The sequence below is a fragment of the Paenibacillus pasadenensis genome (assembly GCF_002864175.1).
Classification (GTDB): Bacteria; Bacillota; Bacilli; order Paenibacillales; family Paenibacillaceae; genus Paenibacillus_O; species Paenibacillus_O pasadenensis.
Genome location: NZ_NFEZ01000004.1, coordinates 1689239 through 1710946, shown reverse-complemented (window position 1 = coordinate 1710946; position 21708 = coordinate 1689239). Strand labels below are relative to the sequence as shown.

The window sequence follows — 21708 nt, the reverse complement described above, 5'->3', positions numbered from 1 at the left end:
TGCTGTTGCTGTTGCGGGAAGGGAGGATCGGGCGGATGCAGGCGGGCTCAGCCCTCCGCGTGCCGGCTGATCAGATCGACGAGCAGATCGTTCAGCGGCATGATCTGCGGCTCGACGCCCTCCGGCTGCTTATGGCCGTTGCCGATGCCGCTGTCGTCGGTCAGGAACACGTAGCTGCCGCCGGTCGAGACGGCGAGCGTGCGCAGAAGCAGCTCCGTCTCCAGGTCGGTGCCGCTCGCGGCGACCGGCACGATGCGGATGCCCTGCTTCGCCGCCTCGGCGGCCGCATGCTGGATGCTTTCGCGCTCCCGAAGTCCTTGGTGGGGCGGAGCGTCGAGCACGAGCAGCATCAGCCTCGCCCTCGCGCTGCGGCTCCAGTCATGCTCCAGCACGGCATCGGTCAGCGCCTCGGCGACCGCCTCCGGGTAGTCCTGTCCGCCGTCGGCCTCCTGCCGGGCGATATGCGCCTGCGCCTTGACGGCGTCCTCGAGGAACGGGAACGACCGCACGACATACTCGTCGTTGTGGTCGCGGTAGAAGTTCGGGCTGATCCGGACGGTCAGGTTCTGCCCGATGTTTTTCTTGACGCGGGAGACGACGTTCGTCAGCTCGGTCGATAGATAGCTCAGCTCGTCGGCCATCGACCCGGTCGTATCGATCATGAGCAGCAGGTCGAGCACGGCGTCCGGCTGCGCCGCTTCCCGGTCGGTCTCAAGCTTCATGACCCGCCCCGCCCAATCCTTCGCTTCCGCTTCTCGTACGAGAAGTCCGTTCCCCCCGTCGATTTGGACCGAGCAGTCCTGAGGCGCGGCGGCCTGATCTTTTGAGCCTCCCTGCTGCTCGCTCGAAGCAGCCGGCTCGTTTTGCAGCTCCACGTCCTGCCGGCTTCGCGACTCGAGCAGTCCCGCGAACAGCGTCGCCTGTCCCTTGCCGTCGGTGCGAGCCGTCCATTCCCGCTTGCCGCCGCATTGCAGGATGACCTCGACGTCCCGTGCCGGCTTGCCTTTGGCCGTCGCCTGCACCGTCAGGCGGCGATAGGGGGCGAAGCCCCAGGCAGCCGGATAAGGACTGTCCTGAATCAGCTCCGTCCAGCGGCTCCACGCGCCGAGATCGTCCCATTCTCCTGCCGTCAGCATGCCGGCTTGCGGTTCGGGCATTTGCCGCGGCTCTGCCTTTGGAGGCATGGCGTCCGAATGCTGGAGCTCAGCGCTTTCTGCGGCGGATGCTGCGGCGGATGCGTCAGCCGCAGAGGGCTCCTCGCTCCCTTGCGCCGCGGCAGCGCCGGACGAAGCCTCTTCCGCCGCGCTCTTCTGCGGCGCGCCGGCGACGGACTCCCGGCTGGCCGCGTCTACGGCGGCGGCTCCGCCTGCAGAAGCTTCCCCGCTCCCCGGGACCGCCCCTTCATCCGCCGCGCCGCAGCCGGTCAGCAGCGCCGCGATCAGCAGGCTGGCCGTGGCCAGCTTCAGCCGCGGACCGATCTTGGTCCATCGGAGTCCTCGGCCGCTCTCTGGCGCAGGCTGCCGGTTCGTTTCCGTGCCCGACGGCTCGTCGTTTCTCTTTTTCATGCTCATCGCCCCCGGTTGCTTTCCTGTGGGATCAAGACCCAATTCTGGATCTTGCTGTGATGGACGGACGCCCGCTCCGAAAGGTTGCATCGCGGCAGTGCCGCAGGTACAATCAGGAGCAGACGGGAGAGAAATCGACATGGAAACGTATCCGCTGCTGCTGTTGACGCTGACTCATGGCGGCTGGACGAAAGAGCTGGAGATGGAATCGGCCGAGCTGGCGCTCGTCACGGACGCCGGCTCGAGGCTGTGGTATATCGACGTGAACGGAGTGGCCGACAGCGAGCTGCTGGACTATTTCTATACGGCATCGGACATCGGCGTCGAGGTGTCCGCGCTGACGAAGGACGGCCGCAGGCTGGAAGGAACGGCTTACTTCCATGCGAACAAGCTCCATCGGGCCGCCGCGCTGCGCGGCGACGGCGAGCTGATCGGCGTTTAGGCCGGAGGCCGGCGCGGCTCCGGGCCGACCGCGATTCCAAGCAAGAGGCAGCCGGCACGTCGCTCGCGGCGCGCCGGCTGCCTCTTGCATGTTGAAAAAGCAGGGGCGGTTCCGAAGGTCAATGAAAACGACCTTTGGAACCGCCCCTTTTCAAAAATGCGGCCGCTCCCGGGCAGGCAAGGCCTGACATGCATCAGCTCTCCTTGTCTCCCCCGTCGAGCACGCGCAGGTTGTTCCGTCTCCGGCTCGGAGAGCGGACCTCCGCCTCGAGCTCCCGCACTTTGTCCTCCAGCTCGCGGATGCGCCGGGTCAGACGGTAGACCGGCTGGGCCATGAGCGCGACGGCGATCAGCAGCCACACGACCGGCAGCATTCCTTCGCTCATGACCGGTCTTCGCCGACTTCAGCCAGCGCCTCCAGCAGCAGCTCCAGCTCCAGCTCCTGAACCCGCTCCAGCAGCGGCGTATCCGCTCCGGCATGGCCGGTCAGCGCGGAGGCGGCCGCCAGGTCCGTCAGCAGCGCCGGGTCCACGCCCGGCTCGCGGCGCAGCCGGCGGGCGAGAGCCGGCTCCGCATCCGGCGTGCCGTCGAGCAGCTGCTCGGTCCGGCGGCGCCAGGTCTCGGCGCGGGGATGCGGGCCGGCGAGCCGGAACCAATACTTCGCGTTGGAAAAGTCCCCTTCCATCCGGTGCATCATCCCGTGCAGATAGCTGCCGTCGGGACCGTCCAGCTCCTGCGACAGCTCATGCGAGCGGTTCAAGCTGCCGTTGCGCAAATGCAGGCCCGATACGAGCGCCAGCAGCCGCAGCCTCGACTCCTCCTCCCCGATCCGGCGCTCACGCAGCTCCAGCAGCCGCGCCGCCTCCCGGTCGAGACGCCGCTCGCGCTCCTCGACGATCGGATTCCCGTCCGGAGCCAGCGGCAGCCTGCGCTCCTGCAGCGCGGCAGCCAGCTCTGCGGCCAGCCTGACCTGAATTTCCTGAAGTTCCCTTTCCATCCGGACTCCACTCCCTCCTGATTATCCGTCGCCCAGCGGCTCCAGTCCGCCGGCGGCAAGCGCACAGCGGAACCGATGCAGCGAGCCTTCTTCATCCTCGACCGCTACCATGACGCCGCCGTCCGCAGCGACGATGTGATGGATCTCGCCGCCGGGCACGAGCTCCGCCGCCTGTGCCGTAAGCTGCGGCAGCAGGGCGTTCTCGAGCGCGATCCGCTCGCGATGCCAGCGAGGCGGATCGGCGCGCGGCGGGTAACCGCCGGACGGCGCGCCGAGCGCGGCGGCCAAAGCCGCCGGCTCATCCGGCAGGCGTTGCCCTCTGCAGGCGCCGTCCACGAACCGCAGGCAGAGCTCGACGACGCGCCTGACCTCGGCCGCCTCGAGCGTTCCGTTCGCGTAGCGGATCTCGACGGTGCCGATCTCGCTCCACGGCCTCAGATTGATGCCGCAGCGATGGGACTGCGGCCGTCCGCTGCGCCTCAGCGCCGCCAGATCGCCGCTGGCGCGGAAAGCCTCCGCCATCTCCGCCGTGATCGGCGGCGCATAAAAGCGGCGATGCGGGCTCGTGCCGAGCAGAGAGCTAAGCGCTTCCTGCGAGCTCAGCGCCGCCTCCAGCAGCGCGGGGAGCGCGGCTTCGCCGAACGGCTCCAGCCCTACATGCACATGCAGGCCGCAGCTCCAATTGGCTTGCGCCCCTTGCCGCCTCAGCCGCTCCAGCATCGCCTCCGCTTGATCGAGCTGCTCCCAGCGGAGGGGCGGCGACTGCAGCTCGCTGCCCGACGCCTCTCCGTCTCCGTCGATCTGCTTCTCGTCCAGCGCCATCGTCCAGCCCGGCAGCAGCTCCAGCCGCTCCGGCTCGCCGCCGACGAACTCGATCTCCAGCCCGAAGCGCAGCTCCCGCCAGCGCTCCTCCATTCCGTCAGCAACGTTCCACTCGTTCCGTTCTCTCATTCTCGCCATCCTCCCTTTTACGTTTCCTCCGTTCCGACCGGACAGGAAAGCGCAGGGAGGAGCGCGGGCACGCTCGGCTCCGCGAGCGACGGCATCGACGTTTGCGCGAATTCCGGCATTGCAGCCGGATCTGACGCCTGTGCGGACGCCGACATTGCAGCCGGCTCTATCGCCTGTGCGGACGCCGACATTGCAGCTAGCTCTGACGACTGTACGGGCGCCGACATTGCAGCCGGATCTGGCGCGTACGCGGACGTCGGCCCCAGTTTTTGCTCCGGTCTTCTTACGGGATTAACGGGGCACCTTGTCTCTCGTCATCGTCCTTCCTCCCTCGCCGTTCGTTTGGGAATAGTTTACCATAACCTCCAGACCGCACCTAGCACCTTATCCAGCAGGATTATTTGTCATGAACGGCCGCTGCGAAAAGAGCCTGAAAGCAGCTCCCACTTGCTGGAGCTTACCCAGGCTGCAACGACTTGGGCCCGTATCGAAATCGCTCGCGCGATCCAAAGGACGTCGGCCTCTCTCGTCTCGGGCTAGCGGAGGCCGAACCCATCGGAGTTACGCGGAAAAACCGAGTAACTCGAGCGAGCGGAGGCCGAAACGGTTGGAGTTGCTCGGAAAAACCGCGTAACTCGGGCTAGCGGGGGCCGAATCGGGCGGAGTTGCTCGGAAAAACCGAGTAACTCGGGCTAGCGGAGGCTGCACCAGTCGGAGTTACGCGGAAGAACCGAGTAACTCGAGCAAGTGAGTGCCGCACCCGTCGGAGTTGCTCGGAAAAACCGAGTAACTTGGGTTAGCGGGGGCTGCACCAGTCGGAGTTACGTGGAAGAACCGAGTAACTCGAGCAAGTGAGTGCCGCACCCGTCGGAGTTGCTCGGAAAAACCGAGTAACTTGGGTTAGCGGAGGCTGCACCAGTCGGAGTTACGCGGAAGAACCGAGTAACTCGAGCAAGTGAGTGCCGAACCCGTCGGAGTTAAGCGGAAAAACCGAGTAACCCGGGCTAGCGGGGGTCGAAACGGTCGGAGTTGTGAGGCTAATCAAGTAACTCCGGTAGGCAGGCGTGTCGGTTAGAGTCGAAAAGACGGGCTGGCGAGACGCTGTAACCCGATTTTTTCGGGTTACAGCCTGAAAGACAGGCTGGTGAACCGCTGTAACCCGATTTTTTCGGGTTACAGCCTGAAAGACGGGCTGGCGAGACGCTGTAACCCGATTTTTTCGGGTTGCAGCTTGAAAGACGGGCCGGTTAACCGCTGTAACCCGATTTTTTCGGGTTACAGCCTGAAAGACAGGCTGGTGAACCGCTGTAACCCGATTTTTTCGGGTTACAGCTTGAAGACGGGCTGGCGAGACGCTGTAACTCGCAAAAAGGCAAGGCGAGGAGCGGGCAGCTGCCCGTTCCTCGCCTTGCGATCATTTGCCTCACCTTGCGTTGCAAAGACTTGCACAACCTTGCATTGTCTTGCCCAACCTAGCCTTGTCTTGCCCAACCTAGCCTTGACCTGCCCAACCTTGCATGGCCGCGCCCAGTCTACTAGCCTTGCTTTGCGCTTCCCCGCGCTTGCACAACCCGGCTTTGCCGCGCCCAGCTTTGCCGCGCTGCCTTGCGCCGGGCATCTGGCCCCACGCCCGCGCGGCCTACCGCTTCGCGACGTATTTGCGGATGTCGAACGAGACCGCCGCCACGATGATGAGCCCTTTGATGATGAGCTGCCAGTACGGGCTGACGCCGATGAACGTGAGGCCGTAGTTGATGACGCCGAAGATGAGCACGCCGGCCATGATGCCCGGCACGGTGCCGATGCCGCCGGCCGTCGACACGCCGCCGACGACGCAGGCCGCGATCGCGTCCAGCTCGTACATGTTGCCGTAGTTGTTCGTCGCGCCGCCGGTGCGCGCCGCCTCGAGCACGCCGCCGAGGCCGTACAGGGCGCCGGCGATCGCGTAGATGAAGATCAGGTTGCGGGCGACGTTGATGCCCGACACATGCGCCGCCTGCACGTTGCCGCCGATCGCGTACATGTTTTTGCCGAGGCGCGTCTTGTTGAAGACGACCCAGCAGATCAGGCCGACGCCGACGGCGATGAGCACAATGTACGGAAGCGTGTAGCCTCCGCCGAAGTGGATCGAGCCGGTGCCGATCTTGGTGAAGTCCGGTCGCAGGCCGGCGATCGGCTGCGACTGGTTCGGATCGGAGTCGAAGTAGATCGAGTTGATGCCGTACACGGCGACCATCGTGCCGAGCGTGGCGATGAACGGCGGCACCTTGAGCTTGGCGATGATGAAGCCGTTGACGCAGCCGACGAGCAGGCCGGCGACGATGCCGACGACGATCGGGATGCCGACCCACAGCTGGGGCAGGTTCGGGAAAAACTTCGCCGCATAGGTGTCCACCTGCAGCATCGAGGCGGAGACGACCGCCGTCAGGCCGACGACGCGGCCCGCGGACAGGTCGGTGCCGCCGGTGATGAGCACGAAGCCCGCCCCGAGCGCGATGATCGCGCGGGTGGAGTTCTGCTGCAGGATGTCGCGCAGCGTCGAGTACGCCAGGAACGTCGGGTCCATGATCGCGATCGCGACGACGAGCAGGATGAGGACGAGGAAGATCGCCCGGTTGGTGACGAGATGCTTCAGATAGCCCAGGACCGCCTGGCCGGCCGGCTTTTTCGCCGGCGTGTTCATTTGAGTGCTCATGAATGCTGTTCCCTCCTGGCTAAGCCATCCGCTGCTGCGCGGCCAGCCGCATGATTTCCTGCTCCGTCGCCTTGCGTCCGTCGAGGATGCCGGTCATCCGTCCCTCGCTCATGACCATGATGCGGTCGGACATGCCGAGCAGCTCCGGCATCTCCGAGCTGATCATGACGATGCTGCGGCCTTGGCGCGCCAGCTCGGCGATAATCGTGTAGATCTCGAACTTGGCGCCGACGTCGATGCCGCGCGTCGGCTCGTCGAGCAGCAGGATTTCCGGATCGGTGAGCAGCCAGCGGGCGAGCAGCACCTTCTGCTGGTTGCCGCCCGACAGGTTGCGGATCTGCGTGTCCACGCCCGGCGTTTTCGTGCGGAACTTGGCGACGTTGTCGGCCGCCTCCCGCCGTCCCTTGCGCTCGTCGATCAGGCCGAGCCGGCTGCGGTAGCGGCCCAGGTTGGCGATGATCGTATTTTCGTACACGGACAGCACCGGAAAGATGCCCGTCGTCCGCCGCTCCTCGGTCAGCAGCGCGATGCCGTGCTTCTTGGCGTCGGCCGGCGACTTGATGCTGACCTTGCGCCCGTCGATCTCGATCGTGCCGGACTTCAGCTGGCGCAGGCCGAACAGCGCCTCGATCAGCTCGGTCCGCTGCGCGCCGACGAGTCCGCCGACGCCGAGAATCTCGCCGCGCTTCAGCTCGAAGCTGACGTTTTGGAACGACATCGGATTCGTCGACGTGAGGCCGTCGGCCTTCAGGATGACCGAGGAAGGCGTGTTGCTGCGCTCGGGGAAGCGCTCGCTCAGATCGCGGCCGACCATGCGGCTGATGATCAGGTCGGTCGTCAGCTCGGACGCCTCCCAGGTGCCGATGTACTTGCCGTCGCGCATGATCGTCACGTCGTCGGAGATGCGCAGGATCTCCTCCATCTTGTGCGAGATGTAAATGATCGAGACGCCGCGCCTGCGCAGCTTCTCGATGATCTCGAACAGCTGCTCGACCTCGTTGCCGGTCAGCGACGACGTCGGCTCGTCCATGACGATCACCTTGGATTGGAACGACACCGCCTTGGCGATTTCCAGCGACTGGATCTTGGAGACGGACAGGCTGCCGACCTGCGCCTGCGGGTCGATGTCGAGGCCGAGATCGAGCAGCAGCGCCTGCGTGTCGCGGCGCATGCGGCGCTCGTCGACGAGCCGCAGCGGCCAGATGCCCCTGAGCGGGAAGCGCCCGAGCCAGATGTTCTCCATGACGCTGCGATGCGGCACCGGATGCAGCTCCTGGTGGATCATCGACACGCCATGCGACAGCGCGGCCCTGGAATTCGGGATGTCGACGCGCTCGCCGTCGAGACGGATCTCGCCTTCATCCGGCTTGTAGATGCCGAACAGGCATTTCATGAGCGTCGATTTGCCGGCGCCGTTCTCGCCCATGAGGGCATGGACCGTGCCGGGGCGCACGTTCAGGCTGACCCCGCTCAGCGCCTGCACGCCGGGAAAAGCTTTGGAGATGCCGCGCATCTCCAATCGATAAGGGGAGCTCATCGCTCGCGCCTCCTTTGCTGGGAAAAAGTCGGACGGCCTACGGGACGGCCGCGGAGCGGCCCTGCCGTGCCGGCGAGCGCCGGCGGGATGCAAAAGGGAGCCCGCCGCGTCCCGGGCTGCGGGCTCCCTGGCCGAGTCCCGCTTATTGCTGGGCGTCGGCGATGTTGTCCTTCAAAATCTTCTTGTAGGCGATCCAGACGTACTTGCCGTCGGTGATGTCGTAGCCGGTGTTCTCCTTCGTCGGCGTCTCGCCTTTGGCCAGCGCCGTCGCCAGGGCGACCGTCGCGCCGCCTTGGTTCTTGGCGTCGTTGAGCACGGTGCCGAGCAGCGTGCCGTCCTGCAGCGCCTGGATCGCCGGAGCGGTCGCATCGACGCCGACGACCGGCATGAACTTGTCGCCGGAGAAGTAGCCCGCCGCCTTCAGCGCCTCGATCGCGCCGAGCGCCATGTCGTCATTGTTGGCCAGCACCGCTTCGATGCTCTCGCCGCGCGCCGCGAGCCAAGCCTGCATTTTGTCCTGGCCCTTGACGCGGTCCCACATCGCCGTATCCTGCTCCAGCTTCTCGACCTTGATGCCGGCGTCCTCGATCGCCTGGATGGAGTACTTCGTGCGCAGCTCGGCGTCCTGGTGGCCCGGCTCGCCCTGCAGCATGACGTACTGGAGCACGCCGTCCTTGTTTTTGTCCGCTTCCGGATGGGCTTTCCAGTAGTCGGCGATGATCTGGCCGGACAGCGTGCCGGACTCCTCCGCCTTCGCGCCGACGTAGTACACCTTATCCCACTTGTTCATGTCCTCGGCGACCGGCTCGCGGTTCAGGAACACGACCGGAATGTCGGCCGCCTGGGCCTTGTCGATGATGACGCCGGCCGCCGTGCGGTCGACCGCGTTGATCGCCAGCGCCTTGTATTTCTTGGAGATGAACAGGTCGACCTTCTCGTTCTGCGTCGGCTGGGCGTTCTGGCTGTCGACGATGTCGAGCTGCGCCTTGCCCTCGGCCGCCGCCGTCATCGCGTTGCGCACGCCGGTCATGAACGTGTCGTCGAACTTGTAGATCGCCACGCCGATCTTCGGCTGGTCGCCGCCGCTGCCGGAGTCTCCGCCCGCGTTGCCGCCGCCGTTGTTGCCGCCGCAGCCGGCCGCCGTCACCATGACCGCCGCGAGCGCCGCCGCGAGTGCCGCTTGTTTTTTCATAAGGAATGACCTCCTGAAGGATGTAGGATGGGGGTTCGGCAGCGATCGCCTTCTCGGCGCCGCCGTCCGTTCTCATGCTCTTATTATGAAAGGGCTTGCGCTTTTTTCGAATCGAAAATCTTCCTGCTTTCTATCGAAATCTTCATCAGCTTTTTACAGACAGACGAAAAATAGGCCCGTACGGGCCTATTTGACGAAAGGAAACAGCAGCTTCTGATTGTCCATCCAGAACATGCTGTCCGGGCTGACCGCCTTGGTCGCGAGCGCGACTCTCGCCTCCGGCTTCTCTCCGCGCAGCAGCCGGTCGGCCTGCCGCATGCCGAGATAGCCGGCGTTGAAGCCGCTCTGCACGACGAGCCGGTCGATGACGCCGTCCTGCAGCAGCTCCAGCTGCTCCGTCTCGCTTCCGAAGCCGACGATCTTCACCTCGGAGGAAGCGCCGCGTCGAAGCGACTCCCGCGCCGAGCTGAGCACGCCCTGCTCCTGCAGCGCGACGATGCCGTCCGCCTCGTCCATGAGCTGGCGCGCCGCCTCGCTGCAGCCGTCGGAGGAGGAGCCGCAGGAGTAGCCCTTGGCGACCGTGATCGCCGGATGGCGGGCGAGCTCTTCCAGCACGCCGGCATGCCGCTCCTCGTAGCCGGGTGCGGAGGAGTCGGCGCCGAGCACGGCCACGCGCCCGTAGCCGCCGAGCAGCTCCGCCATCGCCGCGCCGGCCTGGCGGCCGGCCTCGCGGTTGTCGATCGTCACCGCGCTTGCCACTCCGCTGACCGGATAGGCGTCGCTCAGCGTGATGACTTCCGCACCGGCCGCATGCGCGAGCTTCACGACCTCGGCCAGCTGCTGCTCGCTGTCGGGATCGAGCAGCAGCGCTTCGGCGCCTTCCTTCAGCGCGCGGCCGGCCGCCTCCGCCTGGCCGGCCCCGGGGCGTCCCGCCGCCTTCTCGACGTAGTCGAGCCGGTATCCGTATTCCTTGGCCGCCGCCTCCGCGCCGAGCCGGATCGCGCCGGCTAGCGCGCCGTCCGACTGCGGCGCGATCAGCGCGGCCAGACGGGGCGGCGGCGGCGCGGCAGGCGCGGCGGAGCCGGAGCAGCCGGCGGCGGCGAGCAGCGGCAGGAGCAGCAGGGCGGCCGGGAGCCGCGCGGACAGCCATGCGGAGTCCGGCGAGCCGGCCGACAGCCCGCGCAGGCGGCGGATGCGCGCGAAGGAGCGCCGTCCGAGTCGCTCAAGGCTGCTTTTCATCGTCGATCTCCTCCTCTGCGGCTTCCGCCGGAATGCGCACCGTCACCGTCATGCCCTCCTCGAGCTCGCTGCGGAACTCGAGGCCGTACGCCGCTCCGTAATTCAGCCGGATCCGGTCGTGGATGTTGCGCAGCGCGACGCCGGAGCCCTTGCCCGTCCGCGACGGCCGGCGCTCCGGCGCCTCCGCGCTCCCGCGTTCCCCGCTGAGCAGCAGCGCGGCCGCCTCCGGCGCCATGCCGGCGCCGTTGTCCTCGACGAGCAGCGTCAGCACGCCGTCTTCCACGAACGCCTGCACCTCGATCCGCCCTTCATCCGCCGAATATTCGAGCCCGTGCTCGATCGCGTTCTCCAGCAGCGGCTGCAGCACGAGCTTCAGCGTCCGGCAGCGCTCCGCCTCCTCCGTCGCCCGGATGGCGAACGTGAACTTGCGGCCGAAGCGCAGCTGCTGGATCGTGAGGTAATGATGCGCGTGCTCCAGCTCGTCCTTGACCGAAATGAGCGTGCGTCCTTGGCTGAGGCTGATGCGGAACAGCTTGGACAGCGAGGTGATCATCGTGACGACCTCCTCGCCGCGGCTCATCGCCGCCATGCGCACGACCGAGTTGAGCGTGTTGTACAGAAAGTGCGGATTGATCTGGGCTTGCAGCGCCTCCAGCTCATGCCGCCGCTTGGACTCCTGCTCCAGCACGATCTGCCCCATGAGCTGGCGGATCTTGTGCACCATCAGATTGAAGCGGCGCGACAGCCGCTCGACCTCGAGCGGTCCCTCGACCGGCAGCTCGACGTCGAACTGGCCTCTTTCCACGGAGCGCATCATCTTCTCCACCCGCTTGAGCGGCCGGATGATCGAGCGGGCGAGCAGCATGCCGAAGAGCAGCACGAGCACGAGACTGGCGGCGACGACGCGCACGAGGTAGCGGTTCACTTCCTCCCGCGTCGTGAGCAGCTCGTCGAGGTAGCTCACGCCGACGATCTTCCACCCGATGTTGGCGACCGACTTGACGGTGACGAGCCTGCGCTCTCCGTCCAGCTCCTCGACATAGTCGCCGGAGGAGACGAGCGCGCCTTCGACGTTCTCCCGCTTGAGCCCCATGTAGATGAGCTGCTGCTGCGGATGGTAGACGATGTTGCCCGCGCCCTCGTCGATGATGTAGGCGTAGCCCTGCCGGCCGAGGCTGATGCGGCTGCACAGCTCGTCGATCTGCTTGAAGTTGATGTCGACGAGCAGGATGACCTCCTGCGCCTGTCCGTCCTGCTGCACGGTGACGCGCTTGCTCATGCTGACGACCCACGGATAGCCGCCTTTGTACAGGTTCTGGATATGCGGCAGCGAGAAGCCGAGATGGTCCGGCACGCGCAGCGCCGCCTGGAACCAGCCCTGGCCCGTCACGTTCGCGCTCGGGCGCAGCTCCGCGGCCGGGCGGTTTTTGAGCAGCGTGCCGTCCTCGGCGAACAGCGCGATCGAGACGATGTCGTCGCGGCTGCCCATGAGCGTGTCGAGCTGCGTGTCGACCTCGCTGCCGTCCCATCGGCCTTTGTCCAGCAGGTTCTGCTCGATCGCCCGATAAAAGCTCGACAAGCCGCGCACGTAGTCCTCGAGGTTGTAGCTGACCTGATCGACGATCTGGCTGGAGGAGGTGAAGGCGCTGCGCTCCGCCGATGCGGAGAACTTGTCGTGCAGCAGGAAGGCGACCGTGCCGATCGCGATGACGATCATGACGGAGAACGACCAGGTGACGATCGACTGGATGCTGCTGACGCGCGAATGGCGCACCCGCTCCTTGAAGCGGGCCGCCTCCTTGAGCGTCGGCCGCTTCACGGCAGCGGCCCCGCTTCCGCTTCCTTGGCCCGGCTGCGGTATTCCTTGGGCGTCGTGCCGGTATGCTTCTTGAAGCAGAAGCTGAAGTAGTTCGGCTCGGAGAAGCCGATCCGCTCGGCGATCTCGAACGCCTTGAGCTCGGTCGAGCGCAGCAGCTCCTGCGCGAGCTCCATGCGCAGCTGCAGCACGTACTGGAGGAACGTGAGCTTCACCTCGCGCTTGAACAGCCCGCAAAAATAGCCGGCGCTGATATGCAGATGCGAGCAGACCCTCGCGATCGACAGCTCGGGATCATGCAGATGCGCGCGGGTGAAGCGGATCGCCTCCTCCACCAGATCCTTGTACGCATGCTGGCGCGTGCCGGCGATGCGCTGCATGACGGCCGCGCCGAGCTCCCCCAGCCAGCGCCTCGCCTCGCCGAGTCCGGCGAGCCGGGACAGCTCGGCATACGGCTGCGCTCCGGCTCCGAGCAGCTCCTCGAGCTCGACGCCGGCGGACTGGGCCGTGCGGCAGATCGCCGTCAGCACTTCCATGAGGTACATCTGGATGCCGCTGTACGTATGGCTTTCCCGAATCTCGCCGAGAATGTCCGCCAGCAGCGCCTCCAGCTCCTCGGCCGTGCCGACCTTGAGGCAGCGCGCGAGCGCCTGCTCGCGCAGCTCGTCGAAGCGCAGCGGCTCCGACGGCCGGCGCTCGACGTCCTGCAGGAAGACGAGCCGGTCCATGCCGGGCACGAGCCGATAGTCGAGCGCGAGCAGCGCTTCCTCGTACGCTTCCTGCAGCTCGGACAGGCTGCGCTTGGGCAGGCCGGTGCCGATCGTCACGGGCAGCCGCAGGTAGAATTCGACGCTGCGCGCGAGCTGCTCCAGCGTCTGCTGGCAGCTCTCCTTCCAGCCGGCCTCCGCGATGCCGAAGTCCATGAGCACGATGCTGTCCTGATGGAGGAAAGCGATGCCGCGCCGCGCCGCCGACCAGATCTCCTCGGCGACGTTGAGCACGGCGAACAGCTTCAGCTCCTCGTCCGGCGACTGCCGGAGCGAGCCCTCCGTGCCCGCGTCCTCCTCCAGCTCTCCGATGCGGACGACGGATACCGAGCAGCCCTCCCCGTCCAGGCTCAGGCCATACTGCTCGGCCTTGCGCCGAATGGCCGCCTCCGGGTAGCGGCGATACAGCAGCGAGCTGAGGAACTGCCCGCGCAGCTGCGGCAGGCTCCGGTAATAGTGCTCCCGCAGCTCGCGCGCGTCCTCGCGCTCCGCGCGCTCGCGGTCCATCCTTTCCTTAAGTCCGCGCAGCAGCTCCGTCAGGCTCGCCGCCGTGAACGGCTTGAGCAGGTACTCGTCGACGCTCAGCGAGACGGCCTGGCGGGCATAGTCGAACTCGTCGTAGCCGGTCAGGATGACCGTCTTGGCCAGCGGCAAGGCCGCCTGCAGCCGGCGGACGAGCTCGAGCCCGTCCACGAACGGCATGCGGATGTCCGTCAGCACGACGTCCGGCAGCAGCCGCTCGGCCAGCTCCAGCGCCTCCAGGCCGTTCTCGGCCGTCGCCGCGACCTCGAAGCCGCACTCCTCCCAGCGGATCTCCGCCCGCAATCCTTCTCGGACATCGGCCTCGTCATCGGCCAGCAACACTCGGTACATGCGATCCTCTCCTGCCCTCTTGTCTCTCGGAACTAAAACAATAGCAGGTCGCGTCTCTGTTGTAAACGCATACTTATTGGGCGTGCAGACGCGAAAAAGCCGCCCCTGACGACCGTGGCGGTCGTCAGGGGCGGCTTCGCAGGCTCCGGGCGGAGCGGACGGCGGCTTATTTGCCGTGCAGCACTTCGGGGGTCGTCAGCTGATCGTAGAAATCGACGATCCGGTCCTGCTTGTCCGAGCCGCGCTGCGCCATCGCCGAGCGGGGATGCTCGTCGAGCAGGCCGGTCACCATGTACTCCATGATGTATCCCCACTCTTCCTTTTGGCGAAGCGGCAGCATATGCTTCTCGATCATCTCCAGCACCGGGCGGACGCTGTACTTCGTGCCCGGCAGATGGGCGACGAGCAGCTCCGTGTTGCAGTTGCCGGCGGCGCGGCCCATGCCGTATACGCTCGCGTCGAGGAACTCGACGCCCTTGTCGACGGCGAGCAGCGTGTTGGCGAACGCGAGCTGCTGGTTGTTGTGCGTATGCACGCCCAGCTTCTTGTTCGGCAGATGCTGCTTGAACTTGTCGATCAGGTAGCCGAAGTCGCTCGGCTTGAGGCTGCCGTAGGAATCGACGACGTACACGACGTCGACGACGCTCTCGCGGATCGCGTCGAACGCCTCGATCAGCTGGTTCTCCATGACGTTGGACAGCGCCATGATGTTGAGCGTCGTCTCGTAGCCGCGCTCATGGAACAGCTCCACGAGCTCGAGCGCCTTGTCCACGTCCTGGATGTAGCAGGCGACGCGGATCAGGTCGAGCATGCTCTCCGAGCGGGGCAGCACGTCGCTCTCGTCGACGCGGCCGATGTCCACGAGGGCGGACAGCTTCGTCCGGCCCTTGTTCGGGAGCACCTTGCGCAGGAAGTCGTCGTTCAGGAAGCGCCAAGGGCCTGCGGCATCCGCGCCCTTGAGCAGCTTCGGCGAGTTTTTGTAGCCGATCTCCATATACTCGACGCCGGCCTCGTCCAGGCTGCGGTATAGATCTTGCACGAATTCGATGCTGAAGTCCCAGTTGTTCACGAGGCCTCCATCACGGACGGTGCAGTCGACAATTTTGCTTGGGGTCGTTTTGGCGGACATGATCGCAGAACTCCTAACATGGTAAGGTAACGTTCATCCTATGATACGGGAAATCGGTAAAGAACGCAAAAGATTTGTCGTGCCGGCTCCGTCTCAGCGAAGCTCCATGCCGCCGTCCCGCAGCACGAGCTCCGCGAGCGTGCGCGTCATGACACCGGTCGCGCCCTTGCTCTCCCAGCCGCGCGGCCGGCCGATCCACGACGTGCCGGCGATGTCGATATGCACCCAAGGCTTGTCCTCCGCGAACGCGCCGATGAACAGGCCGGCGATGCTCGCCGCGCCTTCCCGGCCCGCGCCGTTTTTCAGATCGGCGGCGGCGCTGTCGAGCTTGCGGCGGAATTCGGCATAGGCCGGCAGCGGCCAGACGCGCTCGCCGCTGCGGATCGCCGCTTCCTCCAGCTCGCGGCTCAGCGTCTCGTCGTTGCCGAGGATGCCGGAGGCCGTGTCGCCGAGCACCGACACGACCGCGCCGGTCAGCGTCGCCACGTCGACGAGCTTCGTCGCCCCGCGCCGGATCGCGGTCGTCATCCCGTCCGCGAGCACGAGCCTGCCCTCGGCGTCCGTGTTGACGATCTCCACGGTCATGCCGTTCATCATCGTCAGCACGTCGCCCGGCTTGAACGCCCGGTCGGAGATCATGTTCTCGGCCGAAGGGATGACCGCGACGACGTTGGCCTTCGGCTTGAGCTTGCCGATGATCCGCATCGCGCCGAGCACCGCCGCCGCGCCGCCCATGTCGCCGATCATATCCTCCATCCCGGGAGCGCGCTTGAGCGAGTAGCCCCCGGTATCGAACGTGATGCCCTTGCCGATCAGGCCCCATTTCTCGACGCTGTCCGGATCGCCCTCGTAATGCAGCACGATCATGCGCGGCGGATGGACGCTGCCTTTGCCGACGCCGAGCAGGCCGCCCATGCCGAGCTCTCCCGCCGTCCACTCGTCGATGATCTCGACGTCGAGCTCCGCCTCGTCCGCGAGCCGCTCCGCTTCCTCGGCCAAAGCCTCCGGCGTCAGCTCGCTTCCCGGCAGATGCACGAGATCGCGCGCCCAGGCGACCGCCTCGCCGGCGAGCTGGCCGCGCGCGAACCCTTCGTTCCAGGCCGCCGCCCGGCCTTCGTCCGCGCCGCCGCACAGCTGCAGCTCGATCTGCAGCTCCCGCGCCGCCGGCGGCTCGCCGGAGCGCGACTTGGCGCGCTCGTAGCCGCCGAGCGTCAGCCCTTCGGCCAATGCCGCGGCCGCCTGCGCCGTGCCGAGGCTGTCGCCTACGCCGTCATGCAGCTGCAGCGGCACGAGCAGCACGGCGCGCTCCGCTTTTTGCGCCTTGAGCTCCCGCGCCGCGGCCGCGCCGAGGCGGCGCAGCCCGTCGCCCGTCGCGAACGACTCGCCGAGGCCGACGAACACGGCCGCCTCCGCCTCATGCAGGCCGAGCAGCGGCATCGTCAGCGTCTGCTCCGCCGCCGCCTTGAAGGCGCCGAGCCGATAGCTGCGGCGCAGCGCCTCCCGCACGGCGGGAACCGCGAGCGGGTCGCCGGCTCCAAGGCCGCCTCCGGCCGCGTCCTCCTGCAGCTCGGCCGGAGCCACCGGCCGCACGATCAGCGCGCCGGCCGCTTCCGCCGCCTCCGAAACCTTATGAGAAAAAGTGATGGTCCTGTTCATTCGTTTCCGCTTCCTTTCGCTTTCCCTCGATCCATGCGGGTCCAAAACGCAAAAAAAACCGGGGAGATCTCCCCCGATTTTAAGTCTTTTGCTCGGCAATTGGCAAATAGATCATGAACGACGTGCCTTCCCCCGCGGTGCTCGTGACGCGGATCGTGCCGGAGTGGTTGCGGACGATCCGGTAGCTGACCGACAGCCCGAGGCCTGTCCCCGACTCCTTTGTCGTAAAAAAAGGATCGAACAGACGGTTCAGCGTCGCCCGGTCCATGCCCTTGCCGTTGTCGCGGATCGTAATTTCGGCGAAATCCGACTTGCGGTCCAGGATGACGTCGATCCGCCCTTCCCGCTCGCCCTCCAGCTCCGCGATGGCGTCCATCGCGTTTTTGAACAGGTTCAGCACGACCTGCTTGATCTGCTTGACGTCGATCGAGACATGCAGCTCGGAATCCTGCGCCTCCAGCGAGATGAAGCAATTATGCATGAGCGCCTCGCTTTCGCTGAGCAGGCTGACTTCCTTGAGCAGCGACGCGAGCCGGATCGTCTGCTTCATCGGAGCGGTCGGCTTGGAGGAGTTGAGGAATTCGTAGATGATGTCGTTGGCGCGGTCGATCTCCGCCACCATGATCTTGGCGTACTCCTCCTTGCCGAGATCGACCAGCGTCGGCCGCAGCAGCTGGATGAAGCCGCGGATCGAGGTGAGCGGATTGCGGATCTCATGCGCGATCGCGGCGGCGATCTTGCCGAGCATCGCCAGCTTGTCGTTCTGGTAGGCGGTCTGCTCGATCTGCTTGTATTCGGATACATCTTTCATGCTGATGAGATAGTCTCCGTCCAGCTGGTCGCCGTAGGTCGCCGTGATGAGCAGATGGCGGCCGCTGCTGTCCTGGAACTCGAAATACTTGTTTCGGCGCACGATGATCTCGCGATAGAGACGCACCAGCAGCCGCCTCGTCGGACGGGTCAGCTGGGCGTGGCGGAGGATTTCCAATATGCTGCAGCCGACGAGAGTCTTGCGGGGAACGTCGAGAAAGCGGGCCATCTGCAAGTTCATGAACGTGACGATGCCTTCCGTATCGAACAGAGCGATGCCGCTGTCCATATGCTGCAGCACGTTCTCGTACTTGCTCTTGACCCGCTCGAAGGAGCGGTAGGAGCGGCTGAGCAGCTCCCTCATCTCGATGTACCGCTCGTCCGCCGGACGCTCGGGCTGGTACCGGAACCGGTAGGCGACCATCAGCTCGATCAGGAACAGGAACGAGCGGCCGTACAAGTCGAGCGCTTCCTCCGAGTCGACGTTGAGGACGATGTTGCGCATGCTCTCCTCGTGGATCGCGATGATCTCCTCCGGCCCGATGTTATGGAACATTTTCCCTAGCTCTGTTGCCTGATACAGCGATGCCTCGCTCCCGCTTCGAATATATTCGGCAAGCGCCGGGAAATAGCGCTTTCGAATTGCCTGCATTAGCCTTGCTCCTCTCCGGTTGCAAACAGCTGGAGCTGTATCGGTGTCGAACTCATGTAGAAGGACGGAGGCAGCCATTTGCGGAACGTGATGCAGGTGCCGATGCGTCTCGTGATGGCGATGTCCCATTCCTCCGACCAAAGCGAATTCCATTCCTCTTCCAGCTCAAGGGAAAAGCTGCAGCTGCCGATGAGCGACCATTCCAATCCGGCTTCTCCCGTTTCCTTGCGCACTTTGCCGATCAGCATCTGGCTGCGCCGATGCATCTCTACGAAACCGCTCGATAGCTCGGATATGGCATAAGCGATGCGCGTCTGGTCGATGATGCCGAAGCCAAGCTCCCGCGCCAGCTCCCGGCCTCGTTGACGAGCTCGGATCGCATCCCTCACATTGCTGATGTTGAACAGTTCCATCTCCATGTACGAGCTCCGCCCTCCCTGTTCCTTGCTGTCAGGATCGCAGTCAAGCCGTCGATTCGTACATCAATCATAGGATTGGCTGTCAACAAGTGTCAATCGGAAATAATGTCGAAAATTGCCAGCTCCAGCCCGCTCCGAAACTCGGATCGGCCCCTGCCAGAAGACGCGCGAAAGCGGGCCTCTCCGGCCCGCTTTCGACATGCGTCGGCTCGTCAGCGATCGGAATGCCCGTCCCGGCCATCCCGCTGCTCCCGCTGCTCCTTCCGCTTGGCTTCGGCCTTTTTCCGTTCGGCCTCCGCGCTGCTTTTCGCTTTTTCGTGCTCCCGCTTCCGCCGATCCGCCGCTTCCCGGATCCGCTGCTCCGCCTTGCTTCGAATCTCCGCCGCCTTGGCGGCGGCTTCCTTGGCGCGGCTGTCGCGGGCTTGCTCGAGGCGGCGCTCCGCCTCGCGCTGCTTGCGCTCCAGCGCCCGGCGAGCCTGCTCCGCCTCCCGCTTCCATTGCTCCAGCCCGCGCCTGAACTCGCGCTGCTCCCGTTCGCGGCTTTCGGCCGCCTTTACGTTCCCGGCAGGCTGGGCCGATGCCGGATGGCGGCTCGGTCCATGCGGCGGATGCGCGGACGGACGGCCGACCGGGTCGCGCTGCCGCTCGGCCGGGGGCGTCGTCGTGCGCGCCGGCGCCGAGGCAGCCGCCGGACGGGCGGGCGGCGACGGCGTTGCGGCCCGCTCCGCGGCCGGACTCGCCGGCTGGACGGCGGACGCCTTCGCCCGAGCCGACTTTTCCGCCTCCAGCAGCCGATCCAGCTTCTCCTCATCCAGCTCCGCGCTATCCGGCACGAGCGCGTCCAGGCCGCCCTGCCAAACGGCCGTTGCCGGCAGCGGCTGCGTGCGCAGACGTTCGAGCGACACGTCGTAGCCTTTTTCCATGGCCAGGAGATAGACGGTCATCTGGCCGACGGACAGGCCGAGCTCCTCCGCTTCCAGAAGCACCTGCGGCGTCGAGCGCAGCTCGGTCACCTGCAGGCCGTCCTCGCCGGCCTGCTCCGCCGCCGACTCCAGCGCGTGCCGCGCCTGCGCGCCGAGCTCCGTCAGCTCTTCTCCGTTCCCTTTCAGCCGGACTCCCGCGAGCAGCACCTTGGCGGTCTCCTGCTTCAAGTAATCCGATTCGGCCAGCCGTTCCGCCAGCTCCTCCATGACGAGCGAGGCAGGCTGCCCGCTGTAGTCGAGCTCTTGGACGAGCGGCACGGCATCGGCATTGACCGCGCGCAGCTGCCGCACCATGAGGTCGGCGTCGACGCCGACCTCGAAGCTCGGATTGATGTCGAGGCTGATGTAGGCGACGACCGGATGGGCCGCCGCCCGGCCTGCGTACAGGACGGGGATCGCCAGCAGCAGCGCCAAAGCTCCCGCCGCCGCCGGCAGCACCCAGCGCGGCCGGACCGCACGGACGGCGGGCGGGAGCTCGACCTCTTGGCCGACCGCTTCCCCTCCGCGGCTTCTGATCTTGCGGAAGCTGCCGTCGGGCGTAAGCACGATGACGCTGCCCTTCTTGACCTCCAGCACGATGCCGTTCCCGTTCACCGATTTCTCCCCCCCGCCGCCTGCTCCTGATTCCGTTCCAAAGGCTGCCGGCCTTGGCGCAGCAGCAAGTAGTCTTCCAAATAAGGATAATGGCCGCGCAGCAAGACCGCGATCGCGATCAAATACTTGCGGTTGCGCTCGATCGTCTTGCGCGAGACGGAAGACTGCTCCATCAGCTCCTTGACCGGCAGCCGCCGCTTGTCGACGAGCATGCCCCACAGGCAGTCCTGATCCGCCAGGCGAAGCGCGATGCCCTGCAGCAGCCTGCGGGAGTCCTGATGCTTCGGCGAGCACTCCGCAAGCTCCGCGAAGCGGATGCCGTAGCCCTTCAGCTCCGCGGCGAAGTCCTCGATCTCCAGCCGCCGCTCCTCCGCGTCGCGATCGAGATGGAAGCGCGAGACGGCCTGCTGGATCCATGCCGCCTGCAGGCTGTCCTCCAGCTCGCCCTCCTGGTCGAAGCTGCCGGAGGGCACGGTCTGGCGGTGGCGCTTCTCGCGCCGGATATAGTCGATCAGCCGGCGGCGGATGACCGTTTCGGCGAAGCCGGTGAACGATCGTCCCGACGCGGGGGAAAAATGCTCGATCGCTTCATTGAACGCGATCATCGCGATGCTGAACTCGTCGTCGCGTACCGGATCGATATACCGCTTGCAGAACCGGCTGGTCGATTTGAGGATGAACGGACGGTAATCCTGGATGAGCTTCTCCCGCAGCGCTTCGTCGCCTGCCTGGATCCGCCCCAGCGCCGCGCGGAGCTTGTCCGGTTCGGAGACAGCGGATTGCTGCTTGACGCTGAAGCGTCCGAACCATCTTTTGAACACCATCAGCAGCAACAGAGCACCTCGTTTCCTATACGGTTCGCAGCGTCCCGCCCGATTGCGGGAGTCGCTTCAAATAAAAAAGCCTCCTGCTACAGGAGGCGCCGTTCGTCTCTAGCAAAGACCTTCCGAGGTCCGCTTGGCTTTCAGCTTGTTGCGGCGGGAATTGAGGATGCCGAGCCTTTTCTTGAGCTCCGCTTCCCAGTCCGCGTCTCCGATATGCTTGGCGAAGCCGAGCAGGTCGAGCGCCATGTCGATCTGGCTCAGGACCACTTCCATCGGATCCTCGTTGTCATGGTTCACGCAGTTCTCGAACAGCGACTTGCCGCGCTGGTCGACATAGTCGTGGAAATCCACCTCGGAAACTCCGTCTCCATGCGCATATTCGGCTAATAGTTCGTATTCGCTTTCTATCATATAATGAATATCCACGCGATGGCAAACCGGACAGAACAGAATGGGGACGTTATGAATGTGGGTCCGATAGTGTCTGAGCGTTCCTTTCGTGCCGATCATGCTCGCTCCGCAGCAAAAGCTCATCCTGGTTCCCTCCTTGTACTCGCCGTCCGCCAAT

At 65.5% G+C, this 21708-nt stretch carries 18 protein-coding genes; 1 reads left to right on the top strand and 17 read right to left on the bottom strand.

Translation table 11 applies throughout. The features are described 5' to 3' along the window. Positions 1-47: 47 nt before the first annotated feature. Positions 48-1565, bottom strand: coding sequence for a vWA domain-containing protein (locus tag B8V81_RS17075; RefSeq protein WP_164820182.1), 1518 nt, complete (start codon positions 1563-1565; stop codon positions 48-50). 139 nt (positions 1566-1704) lie between these two features. On the opposite strand from B8V81_RS17075, the gene B8V81_RS17070 reads away from it, so the two are divergent. Further along, complete coding sequence (locus B8V81_RS17070; protein WP_028599914.1) at positions 1705-2007, top strand: hypothetical protein; 303 nt, start codon at positions 1705-1707, stop codon at positions 2005-2007. A 193-nt stretch (positions 2008-2200) separates the two neighbouring features. Here B8V81_RS17070 and B8V81_RS17065 read toward each other — a convergent pair whose 3' ends face one another. From B8V81_RS17065 to B8V81_RS16990, 16 genes are all read right to left on the bottom strand, one after another. Next, a complete protein-coding gene (locus B8V81_RS17065; protein ID WP_028599915.1) occupies positions 2201-2392 on the bottom strand; it encodes a hypothetical protein in 192 nt (63 codons plus the stop codon). Next, entirely contained in the window at positions 2389-3003 is a 615-nt protein-coding gene (locus tag B8V81_RS17060) for a hypothetical protein (RefSeq protein WP_101808818.1), read from the bottom strand. Before B8V81_RS17060 ends, B8V81_RS17065 begins: the two co-directional genes overlap by 4 nt. Before the next feature lie 21 nt (positions 3004-3024). Continuing rightward, positions 3025-3954, bottom strand: coding sequence for an amidoligase family protein (locus B8V81_RS17055; protein WP_164820183.1), 930 nt, complete (start codon positions 3952-3954; stop codon positions 3025-3027). Positions 3955-5593: 1639 nt separating this feature from the next. Next, the gene (gene mglC / locus B8V81_RS17050) at positions 5594-6637 is read right to left on the bottom strand and encodes a galactose/methyl galactoside ABC transporter permease MglC (protein WP_052333458.1); all 1044 of its coding nucleotides are present in this window, start codon (positions 6635-6637) and stop codon (positions 5594-5596) included. A gap of 31 nt (positions 6638-6668) precedes the next feature. Continuing rightward, a complete protein-coding gene (locus tag B8V81_RS17045) occupies positions 6669-8186 on the bottom strand; it encodes a sugar ABC transporter ATP-binding protein (RefSeq protein ID WP_028599918.1) in 1518 nt (505 codons plus the stop codon). A 142-nt stretch (positions 8187-8328) separates the two neighbouring features. Further along, positions 8329-9378, bottom strand: coding sequence for a galactose ABC transporter substrate-binding protein (locus tag B8V81_RS17040; RefSeq protein ID WP_028599919.1), 1050 nt, complete (start codon positions 9376-9378; stop codon positions 8329-8331). A gap of 186 nt (positions 9379-9564) precedes the next feature. Next, the gene (locus tag B8V81_RS17035) at positions 9565-10617 is read right to left on the bottom strand and encodes a substrate-binding domain-containing protein (protein WP_101808817.1); all 1053 of its coding nucleotides are present in this window, start codon (positions 10615-10617) and stop codon (positions 9565-9567) included. Further along, entirely contained in the window at positions 10601-12436 is a 1836-nt protein-coding gene (locus tag B8V81_RS17030; protein ID WP_052333460.1) for a cache domain-containing sensor histidine kinase, read from the bottom strand. Before B8V81_RS17030 ends, B8V81_RS17035 begins: the two co-directional genes overlap by 17 nt. Continuing rightward, positions 12433-14073, bottom strand: a complete 1641-nt coding sequence (locus B8V81_RS17025) for a response regulator (protein ID WP_028599921.1) — start codon at positions 14071-14073, stop codon at positions 12433-12435. The genes B8V81_RS17030 and B8V81_RS17025 overlap by 4 nt, the downstream gene beginning before the upstream one ends. Positions 14074-14239: 166 nt before the next feature. Beyond that, positions 14240-15202, bottom strand: a complete 963-nt coding sequence (locus B8V81_RS17020; RefSeq protein ID WP_028599922.1) for an aldolase catalytic domain-containing protein — start codon at positions 15200-15202, stop codon at positions 14240-14242. Between the two features lie 93 nt (positions 15203-15295). Beyond that, positions 15296-16858, bottom strand: a complete 1563-nt coding sequence (locus B8V81_RS17015) for a leucyl aminopeptidase (protein WP_028599923.1) — start codon at positions 16856-16858, stop codon at positions 15296-15298. Positions 16859-16937: 79 nt separating this feature from the next. Continuing rightward, positions 16938-18320, bottom strand: a complete 1383-nt coding sequence (locus B8V81_RS17010) for an ATP-binding protein (protein ID WP_028599924.1) — start codon at positions 18318-18320, stop codon at positions 16938-16940. Then, positions 18320-18739 carry an ATP-binding protein gene (locus tag B8V81_RS17005; protein ID WP_052333461.1) on the bottom strand — a complete coding sequence of 140 codons (420 nt, stop codon included), beginning with the start codon at positions 18737-18739 and terminating at the stop codon, positions 18320-18322. The genes B8V81_RS17010 and B8V81_RS17005 overlap by 1 nt, the downstream gene beginning before the upstream one ends. A gap of 212 nt (positions 18740-18951) precedes the next feature. Next, on the bottom strand, positions 18952-20316 hold the full coding sequence (locus B8V81_RS17000; protein ID WP_101808816.1) for an anti-sigma-I factor RsgI family protein: 1365 nt from the start codon (positions 20314-20316) through the stop codon (positions 18952-18954). Beyond that, positions 20313-21140 (bottom strand): RNA polymerase sigma factor SigI, encoded by an 828-nt coding sequence (sigI, locus tag B8V81_RS16995; protein WP_228551828.1) that lies wholly within the window; start codon positions 21138-21140, stop codon positions 20313-20315. Before sigI ends, B8V81_RS17000 begins: the two co-directional genes overlap by 4 nt. A 108-nt stretch (positions 21141-21248) precedes the next feature. After that, complete coding sequence (locus B8V81_RS16990; protein WP_028599927.1) at positions 21249-21674, bottom strand: hypothetical protein; 426 nt, start codon at positions 21672-21674, stop codon at positions 21249-21251. Positions 21675-21708: the final 34 nt, after the last annotated feature.

Excerpts from the sequence above, each read along its gene's own strand:
- B8V81_RS17055 (WP_164820183.1), bottom strand. The coding sequence starts at position 3,954 with ATGAGAGAACGGAACGAGTGGAACGTTGCTGACGGAATGGAGGAGCGC.
- B8V81_RS17015 (WP_028599923.1), bottom strand. The coding sequence starts at position 16,858 with ATGAACAGGACCATCACTTTTTCTCATAAGGTTTCGGAGGCGGCGGAA.
- B8V81_RS17045 (WP_028599918.1), bottom strand. The coding sequence starts at position 8,186 with ATGAGCTCCCCTTATCGATTGGAGATGCGCGGCATCTCCAAAGCTTTT.
- B8V81_RS17070 (WP_028599914.1), top strand. The coding sequence starts at position 1,705 with ATGGAAACGTATCCGCTGCTGCTGTTGACGCTGACTCATGGCGGCTGG.
- B8V81_RS16990 (WP_028599927.1), bottom strand. The coding sequence starts at position 21,674 with ATGAGCTTTTGCTGCGGAGCGAGCATGATCGGCACGAAAGGAACGCTC.
- B8V81_RS17075 (WP_164820182.1), bottom strand. The coding sequence starts at position 1,565 with ATGAAAAAGAGAAACGACGAGCCGTCGGGCACGGAAACGAACCGGCAG.
- B8V81_RS17020 (WP_028599922.1), bottom strand. The coding sequence starts at position 15,202 with ATGTCCGCCAAAACGACCCCAAGCAAAATTGTCGACTGCACCGTCCGT.
- B8V81_RS17060 (WP_101808818.1), bottom strand. The coding sequence starts at position 3,003 with ATGGAAAGGGAACTTCAGGAAATTCAGGTCAGGCTGGCCGCAGAGCTG.
- B8V81_RS17035 (WP_101808817.1), bottom strand. The coding sequence starts at position 10,617 with ATGAAAAGCAGCCTTGAGCGACTCGGACGGCGCTCCTTCGCGCGCATC.
- B8V81_RS17010 (WP_028599924.1), bottom strand. The coding sequence starts at position 18,320 with ATGCAGGCAATTCGAAAGCGCTATTTCCCGGCGCTTGCCGAATATATT.
- B8V81_RS17025 (WP_028599921.1), bottom strand. The coding sequence starts at position 14,073 with ATGTACCGAGTGTTGCTGGCCGATGACGAGGCCGATGTCCGAGAAGGA.
- B8V81_RS17040 (WP_028599919.1), bottom strand. The coding sequence starts at position 9,378 with ATGAAAAAACAAGCGGCACTCGCGGCGGCGCTCGCGGCGGTCATGGTG.
- mglC (WP_052333458.1), bottom strand. The coding sequence starts at position 6,637 with ATGAACACGCCGGCGAAAAAGCCGGCCGGCCAGGCGGTCCTGGGCTAT.
- sigI (WP_228551828.1), bottom strand. The coding sequence starts at position 21,140 with ATGGTGTTCAAAAGATGGTTCGGACGCTTCAGCGTCAAGCAGCAATCC.
- B8V81_RS17005 (WP_052333461.1), bottom strand. The coding sequence starts at position 18,739 with ATGGAGATGGAACTGTTCAACATCAGCAATGTGAGGGATGCGATCCGA.
- B8V81_RS17065 (WP_028599915.1), bottom strand. The coding sequence starts at position 2,392 with ATGAGCGAAGGAATGCTGCCGGTCGTGTGGCTGCTGATCGCCGTCGCG.